Origin of the sequence: Exiguobacterium sp. s64, from assembly GCF_018618035.1 — a bacterium.
GTDB classification, from domain to species: domain Bacteria; phylum Bacillota; class Bacilli; order Exiguobacteriales; family Exiguobacteriaceae; genus Exiguobacterium; species Exiguobacterium mexicanum_A.
Map to the genome: position 1 here is coordinate 331,362 of NZ_JACSLH010000002.1, position 21,219 is coordinate 352,580.

The 21,219-nt window shown below is 53.3% G+C and carries 21 protein-coding genes; 1 reads left to right on the forward strand and 20 read right to left on the reverse strand.

The features are described 5' to 3' along the window. Positions 1–23: 23 nt before the first annotated feature. From KNP64_RS05295 to KNP64_RS05365, 15 genes are all read right to left on the reverse strand, one after another. Positions 24–374 carry a diacylglycerol kinase family protein gene (locus KNP64_RS05295; protein WP_034778113.1) on the reverse strand — a complete coding sequence of 117 codons (351 nt, stop codon included), beginning with the start codon at positions 372–374 and terminating at the stop codon, positions 24–26. Further along, a complete protein-coding gene (gene ybeY / locus KNP64_RS05300; protein WP_034778115.1) occupies positions 371–847 on the reverse strand; it encodes an rRNA maturation RNase YbeY in 477 nt (158 codons plus the stop codon). The genes KNP64_RS05295 and ybeY overlap by 4 nt, the downstream gene beginning before the upstream one ends. Further along, positions 825–2,906, reverse strand: coding sequence for an HD family phosphohydrolase (locus KNP64_RS05305; RefSeq protein WP_214791869.1), 2,082 nt, complete (start codon positions 2,904–2,906; stop codon positions 825–827). The genes ybeY and KNP64_RS05305 overlap by 23 nt, the downstream gene beginning before the upstream one ends. A gap of 18 nt (positions 2,907–2,924) precedes the next feature. Continuing rightward, positions 2,925–3,881 (reverse strand): PhoH family protein, encoded by a 957-nt coding sequence (locus tag KNP64_RS05310; protein WP_034779973.1) that lies wholly within the window; start codon positions 3,879–3,881, stop codon positions 2,925–2,927. Positions 3,882–4,015: 134 nt separating this feature from the next. Further along, the gene (locus KNP64_RS05315) at positions 4,016–4,456 is read right to left on the reverse strand and encodes a hypothetical protein (RefSeq protein WP_214791868.1); all 441 of its coding nucleotides are present in this window, start codon (positions 4,454–4,456) and stop codon (positions 4,016–4,018) included. Between the two features lie 5 nt (positions 4,457–4,461). Further along, positions 4,462–5,442, reverse strand: coding sequence for a flotillin-like protein FloA (floA, locus tag KNP64_RS05320; protein WP_214711409.1), 981 nt, complete (start codon positions 5,440–5,442; stop codon positions 4,462–4,464). Then, positions 5,439–5,951, reverse strand: a complete 513-nt coding sequence (locus tag KNP64_RS05325; RefSeq protein ID WP_034778122.1) for an NfeD family protein — start codon at positions 5,949–5,951, stop codon at positions 5,439–5,441. The genes floA and KNP64_RS05325 overlap by 4 nt, the downstream gene beginning before the upstream one ends. A gap of 136 nt (positions 5,952–6,087) precedes the next feature. Continuing rightward, a complete protein-coding gene (locus KNP64_RS05330; RefSeq protein WP_021065683.1) occupies positions 6,088–6,537 on the reverse strand; it encodes a GatB/YqeY domain-containing protein in 450 nt (149 codons plus the stop codon). 33 nt (positions 6,538–6,570) lie between these two features. After that, positions 6,571–6,765, reverse strand: a complete 195-nt coding sequence (rpsU, locus tag KNP64_RS05335) for a 30S ribosomal protein S21 (protein ID WP_029334745.1) — start codon at positions 6,763–6,765, stop codon at positions 6,571–6,573. Between the two features lie 77 nt (positions 6,766–6,842). Beyond that, complete coding sequence (deoC, locus tag KNP64_RS05340) at positions 6,843–7,508, reverse strand: deoxyribose-phosphate aldolase (RefSeq protein ID WP_214791866.1); 666 nt, start codon at positions 7,506–7,508, stop codon at positions 6,843–6,845. Positions 7,509–7,599: 91 nt separating this feature from the next. Further along, positions 7,600–8,478 (reverse strand): EamA family transporter RarD, encoded by an 879-nt coding sequence (gene rarD / locus KNP64_RS05345; protein WP_233004393.1) that lies wholly within the window; start codon positions 8,476–8,478, stop codon positions 7,600–7,602. A 131-nt stretch (positions 8,479–8,609) separates the two neighbouring features. Then, positions 8,610–9,767, reverse strand: a complete 1,158-nt coding sequence (locus KNP64_RS05350; RefSeq protein WP_214753081.1) for a bifunctional cystathionine gamma-lyase/homocysteine desulfhydrase — start codon at positions 9,765–9,767, stop codon at positions 8,610–8,612. After that, positions 9,733–10,671: a PLP-dependent cysteine synthase family protein gene (locus KNP64_RS05355; RefSeq protein WP_034778128.1), complete on the reverse strand. Its 939-nt coding sequence runs from the start codon at positions 10,669–10,671 to the stop codon at positions 9,733–9,735. The genes KNP64_RS05350 and KNP64_RS05355 overlap by 35 nt, the downstream gene beginning before the upstream one ends. After that, positions 10,672–11,139 carry an S-ribosylhomocysteine lyase gene (locus tag KNP64_RS05360; RefSeq protein WP_021065678.1) on the reverse strand — a complete coding sequence of 156 codons (468 nt, stop codon included), beginning with the start codon at positions 11,137–11,139 and terminating at the stop codon, positions 10,672–10,674. Continuing rightward, a complete protein-coding gene (locus tag KNP64_RS05365; RefSeq protein WP_214791864.1) occupies positions 11,136–11,780 on the reverse strand; it encodes a class I SAM-dependent methyltransferase in 645 nt (214 codons plus the stop codon). Before KNP64_RS05365 ends, KNP64_RS05360 begins: the two co-directional genes overlap by 4 nt. Before the next feature lie 329 nt (positions 11,781–12,109). Here KNP64_RS05365 and KNP64_RS05370 point away from each other — a divergent pair, with 329 nt between their 5' ends. Continuing rightward, complete coding sequence (locus tag KNP64_RS05370; RefSeq protein WP_214791862.1) at positions 12,110–15,775, forward strand: S8 family serine peptidase; 3,666 nt, start codon at positions 12,110–12,112, stop codon at positions 15,773–15,775. An 88-nt stretch (positions 15,776–15,863) separates the two neighbouring features. On the opposite strand, the gene KNP64_RS05375 is transcribed toward KNP64_RS05370, so the two are convergent. The 5 genes from KNP64_RS05375 to grpE form a co-directional block, all read right to left on the reverse strand. Next, positions 15,864–16,610, reverse strand: a complete 747-nt coding sequence (locus tag KNP64_RS05375) for a 16S rRNA (uracil(1498)-N(3))-methyltransferase (RefSeq protein WP_138859218.1) — start codon at positions 16,608–16,610, stop codon at positions 15,864–15,866. A 3-nt stretch (positions 16,611–16,613) separates the two neighbouring features. Continuing rightward, on the reverse strand, positions 16,614–17,552 hold the full coding sequence (prmA, locus tag KNP64_RS05380) for a 50S ribosomal protein L11 methyltransferase (protein ID WP_034778137.1): 939 nt from the start codon (positions 17,550–17,552) through the stop codon (positions 16,614–16,616). 17 nt (positions 17,553–17,569) lie between these two features. Then, the gene (gene dnaJ, locus KNP64_RS05385; RefSeq protein ID WP_034778138.1) at positions 17,570–18,676 is read right to left on the reverse strand and encodes a molecular chaperone DnaJ; all 1,107 of its coding nucleotides are present in this window, start codon (positions 18,674–18,676) and stop codon (positions 17,570–17,572) included. Between the two features lie 109 nt (positions 18,677–18,785). Next, positions 18,786–20,609, reverse strand: coding sequence for a molecular chaperone DnaK (gene dnaK, locus KNP64_RS05390; protein ID WP_138859216.1), 1,824 nt, complete (start codon positions 20,607–20,609; stop codon positions 18,786–18,788). A gap of 29 nt (positions 20,610–20,638) precedes the next feature. Further along, complete coding sequence (grpE, locus tag KNP64_RS05395; protein ID WP_214788460.1) at positions 20,639–21,211, reverse strand: nucleotide exchange factor GrpE; 573 nt, start codon at positions 21,209–21,211, stop codon at positions 20,639–20,641. Between the last annotated feature and the right edge of the window lie 8 nt (positions 21,212–21,219).

Consider the following 21,219-nt stretch of genomic DNA (forward strand, 5'->3'; position numbering starts at 1 on the left):
TTCTAAATTTCCAATACGTTCAATCATATAACGAATTTGTCGATTACATAAGGGCCAAAAATGAAAAGTGCCGTGATGGCGGCCCCGATGGCGGCAACGAGCACTGATCCGGCTGCGACGTCTTTCGCTTGCTTCGCTAACGGTTTGATGTCTTTCGTGACGAGGTCGACCGTGCGCTCAACTGCCGTGTTCATCAGCTCGAGCGCGATGACGAGTACGACCCAACCGAACAGAATCAAGTTCTCGAGTTTCGTCGTTGGGAGCCACCAGGCAAATACGACGACGAGCAGGCTCGATGCGAGATGAATCAGCATGTTGCGTTCGGTCCGCACTGCGTGCACGATGCCGTGCACGGCGAACCAGAACGGTTTCACACTTCGCCTCGTTTCAGCTCGAAGTGAGCGAGCACTTGTTCTTGGCGCGCCGTCATCTCCGCTTCTTCCTCAGGCGTCATGTGATCATAGCCGAGGAGATGTAAGAAGCCATGAATGGCCAAAAATCCGAGTTCTCGTTCGAACGAGTGGCCATAGTCGGCCGCCTGTTCGCGGCAACGCTCGACCGAGATGAGTAAATCGCCAAGGAGACGAGGCTCGTCTTCATCGAGCATGAAATCCATCTCTTCTTCGCCCATCTCGTCAAAAGCAAAACTGATCACGTCGGTCGGCGCATCTTTCCCGCGCCATTCCCGATTGATTGCTTGAATCTCGTCGTTCGTCAAAAAGGTGACCGACAGTTCGCTCGGTTCTTCAATGTCCTCTTCGAGCGCTGCGTGCATCAAAATAGATTCGACGAGCTCGACTTGAGCATCGGTCAACAACCCGTGCTCATCGTTCGAAATGATTTGCATGTAATTCGCCTTCTTTCTTCAGTTCTGGGTACTCGATCCGTTCATGGAACAAGCCGGTCAACGTCTCACACGCGCTCTCCCCGACCCGCCATACTTCTTTCGTCGTCAACTCGCAGTCTTCGAACTGTCCGTCTTGCAACTTGTCACGGATGATCGCGCTGACGAGCTGCCGGATCCGTTCTGGTGTCGGCTGCTTCTGTGACCTTACCGCCGCCTCAATCGAATCGACGATCATGACGACCGCCGCCTCGCGTGTCTGCGGTTTCGGTCCCGGGTAACGGAAGCGCGACTCAGTGACATCTCGTGTCTCTTTCGCTTTCACATAAAAGAACTTCAACAATGACGTGCCGTGATGTTGCTCGGCGATATCGATGATTTCTTTCGGTAGCTTGTAGCGGCGCAACAGATCAGCACCGTCATACGGATGGGCCATGATGATGTCGGCCGATTCTTCCGGCGTGAGCCGGTCGTGCGGGTTGACGCCGCTCTGTTGGTTCTCGATGAAGTGGAGCGGCCGCTCGGTCTTCCCAAGATCATGGTAATAACTAGCGACCCGTGCGAGCAGTCCGTCGGCGCCGATCGCCTCGCAAGCCGATTCAGCCAGGTTGGCGACCATCATGCTGTGATGATACGTACCCGGTGCCTCCATCAACAATTTCCGCAACAGCGGGTGCGTCGGGCTCATCAATTCGATTAAGCGACCCGATGACAAGACGCCGAACCACGGCTCGAGGAACGGCAGGAAGCCGAACGTGAGCACGATTGATAACAGGGCACTCGTGATCGCGAAGCCTGACAGATACGCGACCATCTCCCATGTCATTACCGTGTTACGCAGGAACAAGAGCGCGAGCACCATAATGATGTTGATGATGCCGAGCAAGACACCTGACAAGAATAAGCGTTTCCGCTGAATCTTTGGTTCGACGAGGAAGACAGCCAGGAAACTACCGGTCGCAAAATAGACGACCGCCATGAAGCTCGTGTTTTGCCCGAAACTCGCCACGATCGATCCGGCGATCATCGTAATGAGTGCCGAGGCGAGCGCGACCCGCTCATCGACAAGGATACGGAGCAAAAGGACAACGAACGCCGTCGGTGCGAGCACGTATGCGTACGTCGTAAACTCGATGCCGATATAGCCGACCCCGAAAAAGATGCCGAGTTGAAGCAGTAACAACCCGTAAACGGTAATCAAAATTTTAGGACGAAGCAACAACTGTTGAATCTTCGACCGGATCAACATGAACAGAAATCCGGTCGTCAACAGTCCGCTCAGTAAGTAAGCCCCGAACAGCGGTGCGAACGAACGGTTCGGGTCGATCGCACCGGTCAATTCGAGCTTCCGATAAATCTCACGTGTCACGACCTCGCCTTGATTGACGAGCAATTGTCCTTCTTGGATGATGACCGGCTCGACCGCGTCGAGCGCCTGCTGTTCTTTCTCGCGCGTCGCCTCAGAGTCGAACACGTAGTTCGGGACGATCAATTGATCGCTCAGGCTGTTGGCGATGGCCCGGAACTCGAGTGAGAGCGGGGATTGGTCGACGAGCGTCTCGGCCCGGTCTCTCGCTTCTGAAATCGACTGTGAGCTCGTCTCGATGCGGTTGCCCATTACTTCTTGGAGCGCCGTCACGGTGACGTCTTCGACCGTTCGACGCGTGTTCTCAGTCGCCTCGAGCAATAGATTCAACTCGTCGTCACCGAGAAAGCCATTCACTTCGGTCGAGTTTAACCGGTTCTTAATATCCGAGAGTTCGGTCTCTTCTTCCGTCTCCTCGAACGCCGCGAACAATTGCTCGACTTTGGCGATTTGTTGATCGGCAAACTCGCGTCGGAGCGAAAATTGACTACCGACGCCATTGACGGCTTCTTGTTGCAACCGTTCCGTCGCCGTTCGGTCCTCGACCGTGATGGGCGAGCGGATATCCTGTTCGGCAATCCCGAGCGGTTCGACGCTAATAATAGATGGGCGCACCGTAAAATAGAGAATCGCGCCTAGAATGAGAAAAAAGAGGACGGAGATTGTCGCGACCGTCCAATGACGTGCTTGCTGCATCAGTGCCCCCCCTTTTTGTTATGTGAGTTCGGTACTATAAGCGTTAATAATTTTCTTGACGAGCGGATGTCGAACGACATCGGACGACGTGAAGTGTTCGAAATGAATCCCTTCGACTCGCTCGAGCAGGTGTAACGCCTCTTGAAGACCTGACGCCTTCCCTTTAGGTAAATCCACTTGCGTCAAGTCGCCGGTGACGACCATTTTCGACCCGAAACCGAGTCGCGTCAAGAACATTTTCATCTGCTCTTTCGTCGTGTTCTGCGCCTCATCTAAAATGACGAACGCATCTTCAAGCGTGCGTCCTCGCATATAGGCGAGCGGGGCGACTTCGATTGTGCCACGTTCGAGCAACCGATTCGTCTGCTCGACGCCATAGACGTCAAACAAGGCGTCATAGAGCGGACGTAAGTATGGATCGACTTTCTCTTTCAAGTCGCCTGGCAAGAAACCCAAGTTTTCCCCTGCTTCGACGGCTGGACGCGTCAAAATAATACGTTTGACTTGTCCTTCTTTCAATGCCCGTGCTGCCAAAACGACGGCCAGATAGGTCTTTCCGGTCCCGGCCGGCCCGATTCCGAAGACAAGATCGCGTTTTTCAATGGCACGAACGTAGCGGCTTTGTCCGACTGTTTTCGCCCGGATCGGTTTGCCTTTGTTCGTCGTGAAGACGACCCGCTCATAATGCTCGAGCAGTTCATCGCCTTTGCCGACCTTAATATGTTGAATCACGCTGATGGCATCACTCTCGTTCAAGCGAGCCCCTTTTTTGACAAGCTGTTGTAGCGTCTTGATGACGGTTTTCGTCAATTCAAGTGTGTCAGCAGTATCGGCCTGAATGATCAATTCTTCTCCACGAGGAGTGAGTGCGACCGCGAGTTCTGCCTCGATAGCGTGAAAGACCTCGTCTTTCGGCCCGAGGAGTGCCTGTGCTTCGTTCGCATGTTCCATGACGAACGGTATCTTATCAGTCATAATCAATGGTTGTTTCTCCTCCCCATCAGTAGATTGTTCCTTCTTTACTTTAGCACTATCAAGCCGTTCGTGAAAGAAAGACCGTCCGTTTTGGCCACAAAAAGAAGCAGTGACTCAATGTCACTGCTTCAGACTTAGCGACGGCGTTTCGACACCGGCGGCTGCAAAATTTCACTCCAAACGACAGCTTGCCGAACTTGCTTCATCGACATGCGCGGTTGGGGTTGCGGCCGCGACTCGGTTGCCTCCGAAATCGGCGGAATCTTGACCGTCTGTTCGAACTGCGCACTCACTTGCGGTAATTCTTCCCGCCGGCGCGGCGGCTGAGACTCTCTTGATTCAGCTGGGGCAGCGACACGACGACGCAGTTTTTGCGGCGTCGGTTTTTCCTTGCCATCGCGTGGCTCGTCAAATGTCGCCTCGACTTCTTTCATCATGTCACCGACCGTATCGAGATAGCGTTTCAAATCCGTACTCGGCGGCCGTTCTCCAGTAGAAGATGATTTCTCCATCCGCTTCATGACCGCCGAAGCGATCCCGAATGCGGCGAGGAGTAGTACCAAAAGTCCATCCATCCCGATCACTCGTTGTCAGATTCGACTGGGTGACCGATCGCTTTACGCATTTCTGTATCGGCTTGGACGTTCAAGTAGTTGACGTAGTCCATGACACCGAGCTTGCCGTGGCGAAGCGCATCTGCCATCGCGAGTGGGACTTCAGCCTCGGCCGCGACAACTTTCGCGCGCATCTCTTCGACTGATGACTTCATCTCTTGCTCGCGGGCGATCGCCATCGCGCGGCGTTCTTCCGCTTTCGCTTGCGCGATTTTCTTATCAGCCTCGGCTTGGTCGGTCTGAAGAACCGCTCCGATGTTTTTACCGATATCAATGTCGGCGATATCGATGGACAAGATTTCAAACGCGGTCCCTGAATCAAGACCTTTCGTCAATACGGTACGTGAAATCATATCCGGATTTTCCAAAACGTGTTTATGGTTATGTTGCGAACCGATCGTCGAGACGACCCCTTCACCGACACGGGCGATAATCGTTTCTTCTCCGGCACCCCCGACAAGACGGTCGATGTTGGCACGAACCGTGATCCGGGCTTTCGCTTTCACTTCAATCCCGTCCATGGCCACACCGGCGATGAACGGCGTTTCGATGACTTTCGGGTTGACGGACATTTGAACAGCCTCTAACACGTTTCGGCCGGCAAGGTCGATTGCTGCGGCACGTTCAAACGACAATTCGATATCGGCACGGTGGGCCGCAATCAAGGCGTTGACGACACGGTCAACGTTACCCCCAGCCAAGAAGTGACTCTCGAGCTGGTTCGTATTTAAGCCAATACCGGCTTTGACCGCTTTGATGAGCGGGTTGACGATTTTCGATGGGACGACGCGACGGAGTCGCATCCCGATCAATGTGAAAATCGAGACGTGGACGCCAGCGGCGAACGAGCTGATCCACAGCCCGACCGGGACGAACGTGAAGAATACGGCGAGCGCAATCAATCCTCCACCTGAGATGAGTAACGTGGTCAATAGTTCTGGTGTCATTCTGTTACATCCTCCTTCGGCTCTATAAAGCTACGGACGACAACGCGCCCTGAATCGACTTTATACACCTGAATTTTCGTTTGCGAATCGAGATAGCTACCTTCTGTCACGACATCAATCCGTTCTCCGTCAATCTCAGCGGTACCCGCCGGGCGCAGCGGCGTCAATGTGACCCCGACTTTCCCGAGTAACCGTTTGCGGTCATCGTGAGACAGATACCCTTTGTCTGATGACGTCGAATCGGTCAAAATCAACCCTTTATACATGAGCGAACGATTGGACTGCAGGCGACGATATGCCCAAAATCCGAGTCCAGCGACGATGGCCGTGGCTAAACCGAGCGACAACCATAGTTGCCCGATCGTGGCGCCCGCCATAATCAAACTGGCGACGACCGCCCCGATCCCTAGCACGCCGAACAATCCAAAACCGGCAACGAACACTTCAATTCCTAGAAGGACGATCCCGACAAAAAACACCGTCAGAATCACTCCGAGACCAAATGTCATCGTATTGCAACCCCCTTCCGAGTTCACAAGCTACCTCTTATCTCTAGTGTATACGAAACAAGTTTGCTTGTGGTTTCAGAATACGCAAAAAAAGACAGAAACTTTTGGTTTGACCCAAAAGCTCCTGTCTCTTTCATTAATTCGTCAATTGTTGTTTGACAATGCGGTTCACAAGACCACCGTCTGCCTTGCCTTTAACTTGAGGCATGACGACGCCCATCACCTTACCCATATCTGACGGGCCTGTGGCATTCGTTTGAGCAATAGCTGCTTTCACGATCGCCGTGACTTCATCTTCAGAAAGTTGTTCAGGCATATAGGCCTCTAGTACGACAATCTCGTCAGCTACTTTAGATGCAAGGTCTTCACGACCAGCGCTTTCGAATTCTCGGAGGGAGTCTCTGCGCTGTTTCATCTCTCGGTTGAGCACCGTGAGTTCCTCTTCCTCAGTAAGATCTTGTCGACCAAATTTGATGGCCTCATTTTGGAGCGACGCTTTGACCATTCGGATCGTCGTGAGACGATCTTTCTGTTTTGCGCGCATGGCTTGCTTCATGTCGTCCGTCAAGCGTTCTTGAAGACTCATGAGCTAACACCCTCTCTACAAATGAAACTGAAATTAGAATTTCTTACGCTTACGCGCAGCTTCTGATTTCAATTTGCGTTTTACGCTTGGCTTTTCGTAGTGACGACGTTTGCGAACTTCGGCAAGAGTGCCATCTTTCGAAACACCGCGTTTGAAACGACGAAGAGCGTCTTCAAGCGATTCGTTTTTACGGACACGAGTTTCCACTAGTTTTCCCTCCCTCCGAATTACACGACTAAGGAAACGTGTTTCACACGTCATAACATATTATAGTGAAAGTAAGTCGTGCGGTCAACCACTAGTTATTAATAGTCGCTATCTGAACGTCGGCCTGTGACGATGGCGATTCCAGCTGATGCGCCGATGCGCGTCGCGCCGGCATCGATCATCGCTTGTGCGCCTTCGAAATCACGTACGCCGCCTGAAGCTTTGACGCCGAGATCTGGTCCGACCGTCTCACGCATGAGGCGGATATCTTCTACCGTCGCGCCGCCTGTTGAGAAGCCAGTCGACGTTTTCACGAAGTCTGCACCTGCTTTGACTGAAAGTTCAGCCGCTTTTTTGATTTCTTCTTTTGTAAGGAGGCACGTCTCAAAGATGACTTTGACGAGCGTCCCGTTTGCCGCTTCGACGACAGCGCGGATGTCGCGTTCGACGAGATCGAAGTCGCCGTCTTTCATGGCGCCGATGTTGATGACCATGTCAATTTCATCTGCACCGTTGGCAATCGCGTCTTTTGTTTCGAACGCTTTCACTTCTGGCGTGTTGGCTCCGAGTGGGAAACCGATGACCGTACATACTTTGACGTCGTCATCTGATTTGAGTTGTTCCGCCGCGTACTTCACCCATGTCGGGTTGACACAGACGCTTGCGAATTTGTATTCGAGCGCCTCGGCACAAAGTTTCGTGACTTGATCTTTCGTTGTTTCTGCCTTCAAGGCTGTGTGGTCGATATAACGTGCTAATTCCATCGTAAAATTCCTCCTCTGATGTATCGGTCTGACATATAGGTCTGACATCTAACATATTATCATGTTTTCTTGAAATGTAACAGCTTTCAATTCAGACGAGTTGACGACGTTTTCGTGTCTGAATCCAGCTGTTCCAACTAAAGAAGAAAATCGCAATCCAGATGCACGTGAACGCAAAAATGTGATAACCCGTGAACGGCTCATTATAGAGGATGACCCCGATTGCGAGACTGAGCGTCGGTGCGATGAATTGAAGAAACCCGACAAGCGTGAACGGGATGTGTTGCGCCCCGTACCCGAACAAAAGAAGCGGCAACGCCGTCATCACGCCTGTCCCGATCAAGGCGACCCAAATGACCGGTTCGGTCGTCATCGTCAATCCGCCCTGTGACGTCTGCCAACCTAAGAAAATGATAGCGACCGGCACGACCGCGAGCGTCTCAATCCCGAGACTGACCGTCGAGGCAAGCGGTCGGCGTTTCTTCACCATGCCGTAAAATCCGAACGTACTGGCCAGAATGAAGGCGATCCACGGGAACGACCCATACCCGAACGTCAAAACGAGCACACCAATCGCCGCCACCGTCACCGCGAGCCATTGGACTCGGTTTAATGATTCCCGAAAAACAAGCACACCTAACACCATGCTGACGAGCGGATTGATGTAATAGCCAAGTGACGCCTCTATGATATAGCCGTGATTGACCGCCCATATGTACACGAACCAGTTGGCGCTGACGATGAAGCCGTTCAACATGAAGGCGTTCCGCGTCGCCCGGTGCCGGAGCGCGTAGTTGAACTCGGTCCACTGCTTCGTCCATTTCAAGACGAGTAAGATGAAGAGAAACGACCAGACGATTCGATGGGCCAAGATTTGTCCGCTCGGTATCTCCTGTAAAAACTTCCAATAAATCGGTAGGACGCCCCACATGACGTAGGCTCCGACCGTCGGCATGACGCCTTTGTTCACTCCGTTCACCCGCTCTCGTAATCAATTATCGTCAGTGTAGTCGATGCGATTAGGACATTCAAGCGAATTCTTTCGCCATGCCCACGACAAAAGAGGTGCGCTCGCAAGCGCACCTCGCATCACTATGAATGTTAGTTCGGAATCGTTGCCACGGTCGCGAGCGCTTGCTCCAAATCTTCAATCAAATCTTGTACATCTTCGAGACCGACGGAGATGCGGACGAGTCCGTCTGTAATTCCGAGCTCAAGACGACGTTCTGCCGGGATTGACGCATGGGTCATTCGAGCTGGGACACTAATCAAGCTCTCCACCGCACCGAGACTTTCGGCGAGCGTGAAGAACTTCGTCTTCGCGACGACGAGTTCGGCCGCCTCTGCTGAACCGACATCAAAGGCGATCATTCCGCCGAAACCGCGCGCCTGCGACAAGTGGACCCGCTTCGCTTCTTCGCTGCCGACACTCGGATGCAGGACACGGCTGACGGCTTCGTGCTTCGTCAAGTAGTCGACGAGCGCGAGCGCATTTGACTCGATCTCTTCCATACGGACCGCGAGCGTCTTGATCCCACGGACGACAAGGAAACTGTCTTGTGGTCCAAGGACCGCGCCGACAGAGTTTTGAAGGAACGCCAAACGCTCCCCAAGCTCTTCCGTGCGCGCGACGACGAGACCGGCGACGACGTCGCTATGGCCACCCAAATATTTCGTGGCGCTATGAAGCACATAATCGGCCCCGAATTCAATCGGATTTTGGAAGTACGGGGTCATGAACGTGTTGTCGACGACGAACAGGACGTCCGCCTCGTCAGCGATGGCGCGAATCAGGCGCATGTCGGTCACGTTCAACAGCGGGTTCGTCGGTGTCTCAACGTAAATCATTTTTGTGTTCGGTTGGAGCGCTTCACGGACCGCTTGCGCATCGGCCGTATCGACAAAAGATGCCTCCAAGCCAAGTGATTGAAATACTCGATTGAATACACGGTACGTTCCTCCATATACATCAGAACCGACGATGACGTGGTCCCCTGATTTCATTAACATCAAGATCGTTGAGATGGCTGCCATTCCAGAGCCGAACGCAAATCCGCGAGCACCGCCCTCGATATCGGCAATCAGTGTTTCGAGTGCCGTCCGCGTCGGGTTGGCCGTCCGCGAATATTCATACCCTTCCCGGAGATTACCGATTCCGTCTTGCTTGTACGTGCTCGTCTGATAAATCGGTGGCGTGACGGCTCCCGTTAACGGATCCGTCGTTTTACCGCCATGAATGAGTGCTGTTTTTGTACGCATATTCTGCCTCCTTGACTATTCCTTGACTTAAATACCGTTCGACGCTGTCCGGTAAAATCGTGACGATGACACCTTCCGTCATCTTCGCCGCTTCTTGAACACATGCCGCGATGGCCGCTCCGGATGAACTTCCGACGAGCAAGCCTTCTTGTTTAGCGAGATGAGCGACATAATAAAACGCCTCTTCGTCCGTAATCGTGTAAATCCCGTCGACGAGGTCGTGCGGCAAGAACGCCGGCCACGCCTCGACCCCAATTCCTTCTGTCTTATGGGGGCCAGGAGCTCCCCCGTTCAAAATCGACCCTTCCGGCTCGACGACGATCGCCTTCGTCCCGTTCGGCCGCAACTTGCTCGCGACACCGGTAAACGTCCCCCCTGAGCCGGCTCCGGCGATGAACACATCGATGTTCGGAAGGTCGGCCTGAAGCTCGAGCGCGAGCGTGTCGACGTACGCGTCCGGGTTATCCGGGTTCGAGAACTGTTCCGGCACATAGGCGTCATGTTCGATGGCGAGCTCTTTCGCCCGCGCGATGGCGCCTTTCATCCCAAGTTCGGTCGGCGTGTTGACGACGGTCGCCCCGAGAAGCGTCATGAGCGCCTGCTTCTCTTGACTGAACTTCTCCGGGGTGACGGTCATCAACTTGATGCCGTGTCGTTGACAGGCGAGCGCGAGCCCGATTCCGGTGTTCCCGGCCGTCGGTTCGACGACCGTTCCCCCGCGTTCAAGTTGTCCACGTTCAAGCGCCCGTTCAATCAATTGCAGACCGAGCCGGTCCTTGACGCTACCGCCCGGATTCATCATCTCGAGCTTGCCGTATACTTTGACGCCCGCAGGTACCGGCAACGTCCGTAACTCAAGCAGAGGCGTCTCACCAATCAATTCATAGACGCTTTGGACAATCATTTACGCTTCGTCCTTGAAGATGATGTGCCACTCGTCACGCTTGGCAAGCATATCGGCCGCGAGCTTCTTCGCGCCTTCGAAATCGTGATGGTTCGCGCTCCCGCATTGAATTGGGTTTTGTGCCGGCAACTCCGTCGCATTTGCTGCGTCGCGGAGTGTCGCTTCGACGAGGTCGAGCATCGCTTCGTAATCCCCATCGTTCAACATCGTCCAATAGAAGCCTGTCTGGCAACCCATCGGCGAGACGTCGATGATTTGATTCGAATGGCTACGGCTGTTCTCGGCGATCAAATGCTCGAGCGAGTGGACGGCCCGCATTGGCATGAGCCCTTCGTTCGGTTGAATGAAGCGAATGTCATATTTATAAATCGTATCGGCCGTCCCTTTCTTCACTCCGGCTAAACGGACGTAAGGCGCTTGTACTTTTGTATGGTCTAAATTGAAGCTCTCGACTTTATAACTTTTCATGATTGAGTTCCTCCTGATTGTTTCGTGGCCACGACGAGCCAGACGAATTTATTTTTTTGCGTGAGCGTAACCGTATAGCCGTTTGCTTCGAGCATCGCTTGAATCGTCTGGGTATACGGATAAAACTCTCGATTCAAATCCTCGAGTAAATCGGTATAGCCGTTCGCTTCGGCCCAGTCCAAGATGTCCCGTTTCGCTGTTGGCGAGGCGAACATCGTATCGAGCAAGACGAAGCGCGGGGCGTCGAGGTGTTCGACGTAACTTCGAATCGCCGTCCGTTTCTCGTCATCCGTCAAATGATGGAACGCATACGACGACACGATCGTATCGACGGACTTGTCCGTCGGATAGTTGAGAAAATCACCGTCAATGATATCGAGCTGTAACTTCTCAGCCGCGACGGCCCGCATCTCTGGCGACGGTTCGACAGGGATGAGGCCGTGCCTCTCTAGAATTCTTGCGCTTAAGTTCCCCGTCCCAATCCCGAACTCCATCACTCGGCCTTCTAATTGGTCGACGACCTCGCCGAGCATCGTCTCGTACCCCGCGAATACTTCGCGATATTGTTCGTCGTGTCCGGTCACGGCCGCGTCATATTCCGACGCCCACTCCTTAAAAATGTCCATGAACTGTAATCCCATGTTGTCACCCCATCATCTTTATTCCGACTATATCGATAAGTTTTATATGATTTATCTACTACAGACTGTATCAACTTACGCTAGAAATCTCAAGTAAATTGTTCATTTTGTTTTAGAGACTTCATTTTTTTGAGAATTGGAGGCCTACACTGGAAAAAGACCTATATGCCAATTTGAGCACATAGGTCCAAAGTAATTGTCAGAATCTTTTAATTTGTTCAAATTCATTACCCTTCCGTTTAAAAAACAGGAGGATTTTTAGATTTAAATCCGCTATCATTTTCCACAAATGGATTTATTTTTTCAAAAAACGATTGGAGGATACTAAATTGCCACAACCAAAATTTTATTTGAACGTCTCCCTCGCGACATGTCTCGCGTTGACCCCTGGCCTGCTCGGTCTCGGTGCCGAACCGGTCTTGGCCAAACCGTCCGTCAAACAAAGCGTGAACACGACGGACAAACACGAGAAGTTACGTGTCGTCGTCGAACTCGTCGGTGCCCCGGCGATCGATCAAGCGAAAAAGAAAGGCAAGAAATTCAATGAATTGACGAAGACCGAGAAAGATGGCGCCCAAAAGGTCGTCAAAGCCGAACAAAAGAAAGCAAAAGCGGCCATCTCGAAAAAAGGCGTTAAAGCCGTGACGCTTGAAGAGTTCACGACCGTCTTCAACGGGTTCAGTACGATGCTCACAGCGACCGACGTCAAAAAAGTCGAGGCGTTACCTGAAGTTGCGCACGTCCACGTCGTCAATGAGTACGAACGTCCAGAAGTCAAACCGGATATGGTCACGAGCAACGGCATGGTCCAATCGCAACAGACGTGGGGCGACTATGGCTTCACGGGCGAAGGCACGATCGTCGCCGTCATCGATACAGGCGTCGACGCCGACCATCGCGACTTCCGTCTTACGGATGATTCGAAGGCTGAGTTATCGCAAACCGAAGTCGAGACGGCCGTCAGCACGTTCGGCATGCCTGGAGCTTACATAAACGAGAAAGTCCCATACGCTTATAACTATTATGATGAGAACGATGACATCCGTGACGATTCGCCTGGCGCCTCGATGCACGGCATGCACGTCTCCGGTACCGTCGCCGCCAACGGTGATGAAGCCGCGGGTGGATTGAAAGGTGTCGCTCCTGAGGCACAAGTGCTCGGGCTCAAAGTATTCAGTAACGACCCGAACTACGCTTCGACATATGGCGATATTTACATTAAAGCCATCGATGACGCCATCAAACTCGGGGCGGACGTCATCAACATGAGTCTCGGATCAACGGCCGGATTCGTCGACGCCGACTCACCGGAACAACAAGCCGTCCAACGTGCCGTCGACAACGGTGTCTTCATGTCCATTTCAGCAGGGAACTCGGCCTACTTCGGGAACGGTTATGACCTTCCATACGCCAACAACCCGGACACGGGCGTCGTCGGTGCCCCGAGTGTCAGCTCGGCATCAACATCGGTCGCATCGCTTGAGAACGATCAAATCCAATTGGACGCGTTCTCCATCAAGTCAGGCGACAACACCGATAAAATCGGTTGGAAAAAACAAGACGGTCCCGCCTTTACACAAGGAGACTATGAACTCGTTTACGTCGGCGACGGGCAACCGAGCCAGTACGTCGGAAAAGATGTCAAAGGGAAAATCGTCCTCGCCGTCCGTGACGGCAGTTACTTCTATTCGAACATTCAGCAGACGGCCGAAGCGAACGGCGCGGCCGGTGTCATCGTCCGCGGTGCTGTCGGTCACGGCGACTACGTGAGCATGGCCTTGTCAAACCCGCAAGTCCCGATGGCCTCGCTCAGCATCAAGGACGGAAACGCCTTGCAACAACGTCTCCTTGCGGGCGAACAGATGACAATCGGCTTTGCCGGCGATCGACTCAGCGTCGTCAACGGTGCGGCCGGTCAGCTCTCGAACTTCACATCATGGGGCATGACGCCAAACCTTGACTTCAAACCAGAGATCTCGGCACCAGGCGGACAGATCTTCTCGACGTTGAACGATAACCAGTACGGCTTGATGAGCGGTACATCGATGGCTGCACCACACGTTGCCGGTGGAGCCGCCCTCGTCCTCGAACGCGTTGACCGCGACTTCAACTTGACAGGCACGGCACGTGTCACGATGGCGAAGAACTTGCTTATCAACACGTCAAAAGCTGTCACGGATATCGGACCGCTCAACAAACAGTTGCAACAAAACCTCCCTTACACGCCGCGTCGTGGTGGAGCTGGTCTCATGCAATTGCATGCTGCCGTTTCGACACCAGCGATCGCGTACGAAAAGAAAACGAAAGAAGCAAAAGTCGCGCTCAAGGAATTGAACCGCAGCAAAGCCACGTTCACACTCGTCGTCGAGAACTTGTCGGATAAGGCCGTGTCGTATAACGTGTCTTCGTCACTCCAGACCGACCTCGCCATCGAGCAGACGGCCGGACTCGTTCAGAACGCGATGGAAGCACAAGCACTCGAGAATGCAAAAGTAACGGTGAATGGCAAAAAAGTTCGCACGGTCAAAGTGAAACCAAATCAAAAAGTTGAATTGAAAATCGCGCTCGACGTCTCGAAAGCGAAAGTGCTCAATCCGAAAACGCTCGACGGCCTCGTACCGGCGAAAGACGTCTTCGAGAACGGTTACTTCGTCGATGGATTCGTCCGCTTGACGGACGTCAACGGTCCTGAGGGCAACCCGTCACTCGTCGTACCGTTCGTCGGTTTCGAAGGAGACTGGGGCAAGGCACCGATCTTCGATGCCTCCATCTATGAAGACGGCTCGTTCTATGAAGTATCAGGCATGGTCGACCAGACAGGAAACTATCTCGGATCGAACCTCGACAAGTCTGTCGATGCCGACGCAATCGCCTTCTCCCCAGACAAAGATGGCTCAAAGGATGTCGCTGTACCGGTGTTCTCGTTGCTCCGTAACGCCAAGGATGTCAAGTACCGCATCGTCGACGAGTCAGGGAACGTCGTCCGGACGCTGTTCCAAGACGAAGAACTTCGTAAGAACTACTTTGACGGTGGTGCCAACACGCCTTACTACTACTCGGCCGCTTACACGTGGGATGGTCAGTTGAACGGCAAGCCAGCCCCTGCCGGCAAGTACTTCTACGAAATCGAAGGAAGCATCGACTACATGAAGAAACAAGCCCAGACGCTTCGCTTCCCGGTCAAAGTCGATTACACGGACCCGACGTTCACGACGAAATGGCAAGGGGACAGCTTGGCCGTCCAAGCGAAAGATGAGTTCTCAGGCATCCATTCGGTCGAATATTTCTTGAACGGAAAATCCGTCGCCAAACAGGCTGACGACAAAGCGGCATACACGTTCGCAGGCGTCAGTGACGCTGATCAAGTCAGCGTTCGCGTCGTCGATCACGCCGGCAACAGCACGACGAAGACGGTCGCCTACTCGACAGACACCGATAAGCCGGGCGTGTTCGTGAACGCCCCGCTCGCATTGACGCCATACGCGACATCGGACATCCCGGTATCTGGAACGATTCAAGATGCATCTGCGATCCAATCGTTCCAAGTTGATGGCGTTGACGTGCCACTCACATGGGATGATGCGAAGAAAGAACACGTCTTCAACACGACCCGCAGTTTCGTGGACGGCGTCCATAAATTACGTTTCGTCGCCGAAGACGCGGCCGGCAACGTGACCAACTTCCAACGTGCGATTTTCGTGGACACGACACCAGCCGTCATCGAAATCGGGAAACTGCCGAAGAAAATCGGTAAAAAACAATCGACGGTCAACGTCGACGTGACCGTGAAAGACAACTTTGATGAAGTGAAGCTTCTCGTCAACGGTGACTTGAAATTCAGCCAGACGCTGAAGGCTCCGTATGAGATGCGTTCGTTCACTAAAACCGAGCGAATCGCGTTACCTGTGACATCAGGTGAGAACACGTTCACGTTCGAGGCGACTGACCTCGCCGGAAACGTGACGACGAAGACGATCACACTCGTCAAAAAATAAGTGGAAGGGTTCGCCTCTTAGATGCGAGCCCTTTATCTTTCCACAAAAGATGGCTCTCGCATATGCGAGAGCCATCTTTTGTGGTGTATCAATTCAATTCAAGGGCGTAGGAAATAGCTGAGAGCGCATAGAGCGGAGCCGTTTCCGAACGCAAGATACGCGGACCGAACGCACAAGGTACGGCACCCGCCTCGATCCAACCGGCCACTTCCGCTTCATCGAAGCCGCCTTCTGGACCAACGAGAAGCAGGAGCTTCGAGCCCGGTCGAGCGGATGTCAACACCGTCGCAAACGCGGAACCCTCTCCGTGTTTGGCCACCTCTTCGTACGCGAGAACGACCGCATCATATGCATTGAAACGAGCCGTTAGCTCTTTTGGGGTGAGATAAGCACATGTCGGGACGACGGCGCGGTACGACTGTTCGGCCGCCTCCTGCATGATTTTTTGGAGCCGTTCCAGCTTTTTCGGCACCTTCTTGGCGTCCCATTTGGCGACCGAGCGCTTCGACTCGAACACCAACAGATGATGCATACCGAGCTCGGTCCCTTTTTGGGCAACGAGTTCGACTTTATCCCCTTTCGGGAGCGCGTAGGCGAGCGTCACGTCAACCGGCAGTTCGGTCGTCGCTTCCCGCTTCTCGACGACGCGTGCCGTACCGGACTTCTTATCGAGCGTCACCACTTCGGCCACGTATTCAAATCCGGTCCCGTCCAAGAGCACGAGTTGATACCCAGGACCTCCCCGAAGCACTGTGCCGATGTGATGCACGACGTCGGCCGGCAATTCGACGAGATCGCTTCCAAACGCTTCACGTTGTAAAAAGTATCGTTGCATGGCTTACCCTTTCTTCGCGATGATGGCGACCCAATCTTCCATGACACGCGTCTCTTCAATCGTGAATCCAGCCGCTTCGAGCGCAGCTGTCACTTCGGCCCGCTTCTGACCGATGATTCCAGACGTGATGAAGTAACCGCCTGATTTGACGCGCGCATAAGCATCATCGATGAAGAGCATGATGACGTCGGCCAAAATGTTGGCGACGACGAGATCGTACTCGCCCGTCATCCCTTTCAGCAGATCTCCCGTCTTCACGTCGACGACGTCTTGGGCATCATTCGTCTCGACGTTTTGACGCGCCGATTCGACGGCGACCGCATCCAAATCAAGCGCCTCGACACGTTCGGCGCCAAGCTTCGCCGCGGCGATGGCGAGTACACCGGATCCGGTTCCGACATCGATCAAGCGGTCACCCGGCTCAATATAATTCTCGATTGCTTGAATACACAGCATCGTCGTCGGATGTGTCCCGGTGCCAAACGCCATGCCCGGGTCAAGCAAGATGACATTCTCTTCAGGTTGAGGCTCATAATCTTCCCAGAGCGGGACGATCGTGAGATGTTGCGAGATTTTGACGGGCTTGTAGTATTGCTTCCACGAATGGGCCCAGTCCTCTTCGTCCATCTCGACGACCGTCACTTCGCCGGTGCCGATGTCGAGCATATGACGCAACCCGTCCACTTCTTTTTTGAACGCGGCGAGGGTGTCTTGGAAATCACCCGACGCCGGGACGTACGCTTTCACGTAGACCCCGGACGTCGGATACGATTCGCGTCCGGAAACGTCCCAAATCTCTCCGAAATGGTCTTCGGCCATCATCTGGTCGTAGTCCTCGACGTCCTCGATGACGACCCCTTGTGCCCCCACTTCATGTAATAAGTTCGATACGGCTTCGACTGCCTGCTGTGTCGTGTGGACACAAATTTCAGACCATTTCATCGTTTCACACGCTCCTTTTACTGGCTAAAAAACTTCTTCATTTTTTGGAACAGGCCGTGCTGTTCTTCGACGCCTGCTTCCCCGCTAATCTCTTCGAACTCACGAAGCAGTTCTTTTTGACGGTCGGTCATGTTCGTCGGCGTCATGACGACAATATTGACGTACTGGTCGCCGTTGCCGCCGCCGCGGACGCTCGGCATCCCTTTGCCGCGCAAGCGGAATTTCGACCCGGTCTGCGTTCCGGCTGGTACTTTCAGGCTCACCTTGCCGTGGACGGTTGGCACTTCGAGCTCGGCACCGAGTGCTGCTTGTGCGTATGTGACCGGCATCTCCATCGTGATGTGTTGGTCGACCCGTTCAAAGATCTCGTGGGCCCGGACGCGGACAACGATATATAGGTCACCGGCTGGTCCGCCGTTATAACCTGGGCCGCCTTTACCGGAGAGACGGATTTGTTGGCCGTTGTCAATCCCGGCTGGAATCTTGACTTCGACTTGCTTCTGTTTCTTGACGTGGCCAGAACCATGGCACGTTTCACATTTTTCTTTAATCGTCTTCCCGCTGCCGTGACATTGGCTACACGTCCGCTGGTTGACCATCCGCCCGAGAATCGTGTTCTGTTCAACCGTCTCGACGCCGCTACCGCCACAACGGCCACACGTCTCTGGTTTCGTCCCTGGTTTGGCACCGCTGCCCATGCACGTGTCACATTCCACTTCGATCTCGAGGTCGATTGTTTCCGTCTTACCGGTTACGCTCTCCATGAAATCGAGATCGACGACGTATTGATAATCTTCGCCGCGACGTGGAGCGTTCGGATCTTGACGACGTCCGCCGCCACCGAAGAACATGTCAAAGATGTCACCGAAGCCACCTTGGAAGTCGCCACCGCCACCGAATTGGCTGGCCCCTTCAAAACCGAAGCGGTCATACTGGGCCCGTTTCTGCTCGTCTGACAGCACTTCATACGCTTCTCCGAGCTCTTTAAATTTATCGGCCGCATCCGGCTCTTGGTTGATGTCTGGGTGATATTGTCGTGCGAGCTTACGATACGCCCGCTTGATGTCTTGTGCCGAGGCCGATTTATCCAGGCCAAGCACTTCATAATAATCTCGTTTCGCCACGTTACTCTCTCCTCTACACTGTCTAAACTAAGATTCTACCGAATCTACCTTAACATGGAAAGAGCCAAAGCAGAAACCTGCTTTGGCGCTCTCCTATCTATCGGTTGCCTTATTTACGATCGTCGAGGTCTTCAAACTCCGCGTCGACGACGTTGTCGTCTTTCGCTTCCGTCTGTGTCTCGGCACCTTCAGCACCTTGCTCTTCAGCCATGTTCGCATATACTTTTTGCGTCAATTCTTGAACGACGTTTGACAATTCGTCTTTCGCCGTACGGATTGCTTCGAGGTCTGTGCCTTCGAGTGCTGACTTGGCTTTTTCTTTCGCCGCTTCAGCACGTTCTTTGTCAGCCGCATCGACTTTGTCGCCAAGGTCTTTGATCGCTTTGTCTGTCGCGAAGACGAGTTGGTCCGTTTCGTTGCGGAGTTCGGCTTCTTCTTTACGCTGTTTGTCCGCTTCTGCGTTCGCTTCCGCTTCTTTTACCATGCGCTCGATTTCAGCCTCATCGATACCTGAAGATGATTGGATTGTGATCGACTGCTCTTTGTTCGTACCGAGGTCTTTCGCCGATACGTGAACGATTCCGTTCGCATCGATGTCGAATTTGACTTCGATTTGCGGCACACCGCGTGGTGCCGGCGGGATGTCCGTCAATTGGAAGCGGCCGAGCGTCTTGTTATCCGGCGCCATCGGGCGTTCCCCTTGGAGGACGTGGATGTCTACGGCCGGCTGGTTGTCAGCTGCCGTCGAGAAGACTTGTGATTTCGAAGTCGGGATCGTCGTGTTACGGTCAATCAACTTCGTCATCACGCCACCCATCGTCTCGATACCGAGCGAAAGCGGAGTCACGTCGAGAAGGACGACGTCTTTGACGTCACCAGCGAGGACACCACCTTGGATGGCTGCACCGAGAGCAACAACTTCATCCGGGTTGACACCTTTGAACGGCTCTTTTTTCGTGAAGTCGTGAATTGCTTTTTGGACCGCTGGGATACGTGTCGAACCACCGACGAGGATGATCTTGTCGAGGTCAGATGGTGTGAGCCCAGAGTCTTTCAAAGCACGGCGTGTCGGTTCCATCGTGCGCTCGACGAGGTCGGCTGTCAACTCATCGAATTTCGCACGCGTGAGCGTCGTTTCAAGGTGAAGCGGACCAGCAGCTCCGGCCGTGATGAACGGAAGGCTGATGTGTGCGCTTGTCACGCCTGAAAGGTCTTTCTTCGCTTTTTCAGCTGCGTCTTTTAGACGTTGGAGCGCCATCTTGTCTTGTGCGAGGTCGATGCCATTCTCTTTTTTGAATTCAGCTACGAGGTAGTCGATGACTTTTTGGTCAAAGTCGTCACCACCGAGACGGTTGTCCCCTGCAGTAGCCACAACTTCGAAGACACCATCGCCAAGTTCGAGGATCGACACGTCGAACGTACCGCCACCGAGGTCATAAATCAAGATTGTGTGGTCTTCACCTTTGTCGAGTCCGTAAGCGAGTGCTGCTGCCGTCGGCTCGTTGATGATCCGCTTGACATCAAGTCCAGCGATTTTCCCTGCGTCTTTCGTCGCTTGACGCTCGGCATCGTTGAAGTAGGCAGGAACAGTGATGACCGCTTCTGTTACTGACTCACCGAGGTAGTCTTCTGCATCTTTTTTCAATTTTTGTAAGATAATCGCCGAAATTTCTTGCGGCGTGAACTTCTTGCCATCGACTTCTACTGTATGAGCCGTACCCATGTGACGTTTGATCGACTGGATCGTGTTCGGGTTTGTGATCGCTTGACGTTTCGCGACTTCTCCGACTTGACGCTCTTCCCCTTTGAAGGCGACGACAGATGGTGTCGTACGGTTCCCTTCCGCGTTCGAGATGACGACTGCTTCGCCACCTTCCATCACTGCTACACATGAGTTCGTTGTACCTAAGTCAATTCCGATAATTTTACCCATTGTCTATTCCTCCATCTAATTAAGTAATGTTATTCTGAGACTTTTACCATGCTCGGACGAATGACGCGCCCGTGCATCGTGTATCCTTTTTGAAGCTCCATCGTCACGATCCCTGATTCGAACTCATCGCTCGGCTCTTGCATGACCGCTTGATGATAGTTCGGGTCAAACGGTTGTCCGACCGCTTCGATCGCTTCGACGTTCTCACCGTTCAAGACGTCGAGCAACTGGCGGTGAATCATGTCGACACCGGCTTGAATCTGCTTGGCGTCGTCCGAATTCGCTTCAACTTGGAGCGCACGCTCAAAGTTGTCGATGAGCGGAATCAATTTCTCGACGACCGTCTGCGATGCGAATTTGACGCGTTTCGCGTTCTCTTCGTTCGTCCGGCGTCGGAAGTTGTCAAAATCCGCACGGATGCGGAGCTCGCTCGCCTTGAGCGCGTCGATTTCTTTTTGTAAATCCGTCCCCTCAGAAGTTTCTTCCACAAACTCAACATTTGAAACCTCTTCAGCTTCGACTGCTTCCGTCTGTTTCGGATCAAAATCTTTTTCTTCGAGCACTTCTTCTGGCTCTGGCCCATTCTGTTTGTCAGTTGTCATAATGAGGC